Raw genomic sequence first — 4,281 nt, 5'->3', positions numbered from 1 at the left:
TATTTCAGATGGCAGAATTAATTGTGCCAATGCCAATAGCCCTTGAGTGTTCATGATGCAAAGGTAGCACTTTTCGGATAAATAAAAGAAACTCCCCCCGGTTTGGCGGGTGAGCCCTAATTCGCTACTGAGCCCCTACAATAGAGTATATTGAAAACATCCTGAAAAAAATAAAAAAGAGGATTATTCTTAATAATCCTCTTTTGTCGGGGCGACAGGATTCGAACCTGCGGCCGCCTGGTCCCAAACCAGGAGCGCTACCGGGCTGCGCTACACCCCGCTGCAAATATACCGTTCCCTATTTGCGTGTGCAAAGGTACTAACATTTTTCGTAACGGCCAAATGTTTTCGTAATAAAAACAACATTATCATCGTATTTGTATAAAATCAAGACATATTCAAGTATATTTATTTCGGAAAAGCAAAAAAATAATTCATATAAAACACATGGATTATTATAAACAATCCCATAAAATAGCTTCAAACACGAAAACAAGTACATGGAACTTTACTATATACCATAAAAAAATAATGGAATGAGTATATATCATTCCATTATTTTTTTATGGTTATTTTAATAATACTATTCCAATACTATTATCTTGAATAAATGCAATACCTCTGGAACAGCCCAAACAAGTTTTATCTTGGCATTTGCCATTTATTTTATAATACCAAGCTCCCTGAATACTTTTGCCAAAATTTGAACACCACGCTCAACCTGCTCTTCTGTATGCGTAGCCATAAGGGCAAAACGTACCAACGTATCCTGTGGAGCACATGCCGGAGGAATGACAGGATTTATGAATACACCTGCATCAAATGCAAGCTTTGTTGCCATAAATGTCTTTTCCGTATCATGCACATAAAGCGGGATAATCGGACTTGCTGTATCTCCTATTTCAAATCCTTCTTCACGGAAACGGCGCAAGGCATATTTTGTCACTTTCCACAAAGCTTCAATGCGCTCCGGTTCTTTTTTTATCACATGAAGAGCCTCTAAAGCCGCAGCCGTTGCGGCAGGAGTGTTTGAAGCACTGAAAATATAAGTACGACATGCATGCCGGATATAATTAATCGTGTCTGAATCCGAAGCAATAAACCCGCCTATACTTGCAAATGACTTCGAGAACGTACCCATAATTAAATCCACCTCATCTGTAAGACCGAAATAATCACATACTCCACGGCCGTCACGTCCAAATACGCCCAAGCCATGAGCCTCGTCAACCATTACAGAACAGTTGTATTTATGCTTCAACTCAATAATTTTCGGAAGATTACACAAATCCCCTTCCATTGAAAACACTCCGTCAACGACTATAAGTTTCACAGCTTCATGCGGGAGGGTTTTTAAAATATTCTCCAAATCCTCCATATCGTTGTGCTTGTAATGAAGCTGCTTTGCAAATGAAAGACGCCGTCCGTCAACAATACTTGCATGGTCACGGTCATCACATATTATATAGTCACCACGGCCGACAACCATGGCAATTACTCCTGAATTTACGGAAAAACCTGTAGAGAAACACAGACATTCATCTTTGCCAACAAACTCGGCGAGTTCTTTTTCCAACTGGATATGCAAGTCCAATGTACCATTTAGGAAACGGCTTCCCGCACAACCTGAGCCATAAGTGTCGAGCGCAGCCTTCGCCGCATCAATTATTCTTTGATCACCGGTAAGTCCGGTATATGCGTTTGAACCAAACATAAGCACTTTATGGCCTTCCATTTCAACCTCAGTACCCTGTTTGCTCGTTATTGCACGAAAATAAGGATACACGCCCTGCTCCATGAATTTTTGGGGCTCGCGATAGTTCTTGTATCTTTCCTGTAATTGTCCCATTTTTAGGTGTAATTAATCCTCTATTTTTAACAGGCGACAAAGGTACGACTTTTTTATGAATTTAAAAACTTTTTTCTATACAATTATTGGTTTTAGATATTTTTATGCCAAAAGCTATGAGGAAATACAAACAAATTGTCTAATTTTGCAATATGATGACATCAAAAAAGTCTATAGTATTTATAGTAAACCCTCATTCCGGCACAAATAACAAACAAAGTATGCCGGAATTGATTGAGGCGGCACTCGATAAGGAAAAATTCGACTATCGGGTAGAAAAGACCCTATATGCCGGCCACGCTTCAGAAATTGCGAAAGCAAGTGTGGATGAAGGCGTGGATATTGTTATAGCGGTAGGCGGAGATGGAACCATTAATGAAGTTGCACGTTCTTTAGTGCATTCAGAAACAGCGTTGGGGATTATTCCATGCGGCTCAGGCAACGGGCTTGCACGCCATTTGTGTATTCCGCTTGACGCAAAAAAAGCAATCGCCATAATAAACAAATGCAATATTGAAGCTCTTGATTATGGAGTAATCAACGACTTTCCTTTTTTCTGTACATGCGGTATGGGATTTGATGCCTTTATAAGCCAGAAATTCTCTACTTCCAGCAAACGTGGACCGATAACATACATTGAAAATGTATTGAAAGAAGGACTGAGGTACAAACCGGAAACCTATGAAGTCACGGATGAAACAGGAGCAACAAGATATAAGGCTTTTCTGATTGCCTGCGCAAATGCATCGCAATATGGGAACAATGCTTATATAGCCCCAAAGGCGACAATGAAAGACGGGCTTATGGACGTCATTATAATGGAACCGTTTACAGCTTTCGACGCACCGCAAATAAGCATAGACATGTTTAACAAACGGCTTGACCATAATTCAAAAATAAAAACATTCAAGGCAAAGAGAATACATATAAAACGAAGTCATTCCGGAGCAATCCATTATGACGGTGACCCGATTGTGACCGGATGCGAAATTGATGTACATATAGAAGAGAAAGGCATAAAAGTCATAACAAACATTGACGACCCTGAAGACAACAGGCAACCTAATATAATGCTGAATGCCTTTTCCTCTTTTTTCAGCAATGTAAACAACATGCGTGTGGACATAGAAAAGCAGGCTCATAAGATATTCGTACAGGCCAAGAAAATAACAGAGAATTGAAAATATATAACGTTTTATATACGGATAACAATACATTATTGGCATGGATAACAAAAAAGAATTATTTCCTGCAGTAGATGACTACGGAAACGTTATTGGCTCTATATCACGTGAAATGGCACACAACGGGACAATGATACTGCATCCGGTAGTGCATCTTCATTTATTCAACAGCAACGGGGATTTATACTTACAGAAGCGACCGGCATGGAAGGATATCCAGCCTGACAAATGGGACACAGCAACAGGAGGTCATGTTGACTTTGGGGAAAATATCGAAGATGCCCTTAAACGGGAAGTCTTTGAGGAGCTTGGAATAAGCTCGTTTGAATATATTTGCCTCGGACATTATGTTTTTGAGAGTTGTTGCGAGAAAGAGTTGGTTTATGTATATAAGACTGTATATGATGAAATCATAATTCCAAATGAAAAAGAACTTTCCGGTGGCCGTTTTTGGAAAAAAGATGAAATTAAGGAAGGAATAGGAAAAGATATATTCACTCCAAATTTTGAATCTGAATACATGAGATTCTTCAATATATGACAAACGTTATATGACATTATCTTAATCTTATAAAAATATTTATCTGATACAAAGAATTAGTAATGCAGGAAATAGCGGTATATATCATAATTGCAATATCCCTTGTTTATGGAGCGTCAAGGATATATAAATCCATGAAGAATACAAATGACCCTTGTAACGGATGTGACGGATGCGCATTGAAGAACTTAAAGAAAAAAGGACACTGTGACTTTAAGCAAAAAAGGACAAACAAAAATACTCCAAAAACATAGCCTATTCGTTCTTAAACCAATTATAAAATAGACATAAATAGCCTTGCAATAAAGATTTTACCGAAAATATTTGCATACTAATTTATTTTTTCATACCTTTGCACCCGAATTTAAAAGAGGTTCCGTAGCTCAGTTGGATTAGAGCAACGCCCTTCTAAGGCGTGGGTCTAGGGTTCGAATCCCTACGGAATCACAGAAAGAGACACCTTTGGGTGTCTCTTTTCTTTTGAATACCAAACAGTTACGGTCTTTACAACTATTTATACAGTATAATATTGGCTCATCCGCCAAACCGGGGGGAGTTTCTTTTATTTATCCGAAAAGTGCTACCTTTGCATCATGAACACTCAAGGGCTATTGGCATTGGCACAATTAATTCTGCCATCTGAAATACTTTCGAATTTTGAAGTTGTACGTGTGGAAGAGGAATCATCCCTTATTCGTATTTACCTT

The 4,281-nt window shown here is 38.7% G+C and carries 3 protein-coding genes and 2 tRNA genes; 3 read left to right on the top strand and 2 right to left on the bottom strand.

From position 1 onward, the window contains the following. Nucleotides 1–206: 206 nt before the first annotated feature. Both HPS56_RS13135 and spt read right to left on the bottom strand, forming a co-directional pair. A tRNA-Pro gene (locus HPS56_RS13135) sits at nt 207–280 on the bottom strand. A 381-nt stretch (nt 281–661) separates the two neighbouring features. After that, nucleotides 662–1,849 carry a serine palmitoyltransferase gene (gene spt, locus HPS56_RS13130; RefSeq protein WP_172277589.1) on the bottom strand — a complete coding sequence of 396 codons (1,188 nt, stop codon included), beginning with the start codon at nt 1,847–1,849 and terminating at the stop codon, nt 662–664. Between the two features lie 155 nt (nt 1,850–2,004). Here spt and HPS56_RS13125 point away from each other — a divergent pair, with 155 nt between their 5' ends. From HPS56_RS13125 to HPS56_RS13115, 3 genes are all read left to right on the top strand, one after another. Next, a complete protein-coding gene (locus HPS56_RS13125; protein ID WP_172277595.1) occupies nt 2,005–3,030 on the top strand; it encodes a diacylglycerol/lipid kinase family protein in 1,026 nt (341 codons plus the stop codon). A 37-nt stretch (nt 3,031–3,067) separates the two neighbouring features. Then, complete coding sequence (locus tag HPS56_RS13120; RefSeq protein WP_172277592.1) at nt 3,068–3,574, top strand: NUDIX hydrolase; 507 nt, start codon at nt 3,068–3,070, stop codon at nt 3,572–3,574. Between the two features lie 372 nt (nt 3,575–3,946). Next, a tRNA-Arg gene (locus tag HPS56_RS13115) sits at nt 3,947–4,021 on the top strand. Nucleotides 4,022–4,281 lie beyond the last annotated feature (260 nt).

The organism is Xylanibacter muris, from assembly GCF_013166605.1.
Classification (GTDB): Bacteria; Bacteroidota; Bacteroidia; order Bacteroidales; family Bacteroidaceae; genus Prevotella; species Prevotella muris.
Note: the sequence above shows the minus strand (reverse complement) of the source record. Positions and strands in the feature narration are given on the sequence as shown.

Bases quoted from the DNA above. Each gene is read 5' to 3' on its own strand.
- spt (WP_172277589.1), bottom strand. From the start codon at position 1,849: ATGGGACAATTACAGGAAAGATACAAGAACTATCGCGAGCCCCAAAAA.
- HPS56_RS13125 (WP_172277595.1), top strand. From the start codon at position 2,005: ATGACATCAAAAAAGTCTATAGTATTTATAGTAAACCCTCATTCCGGC.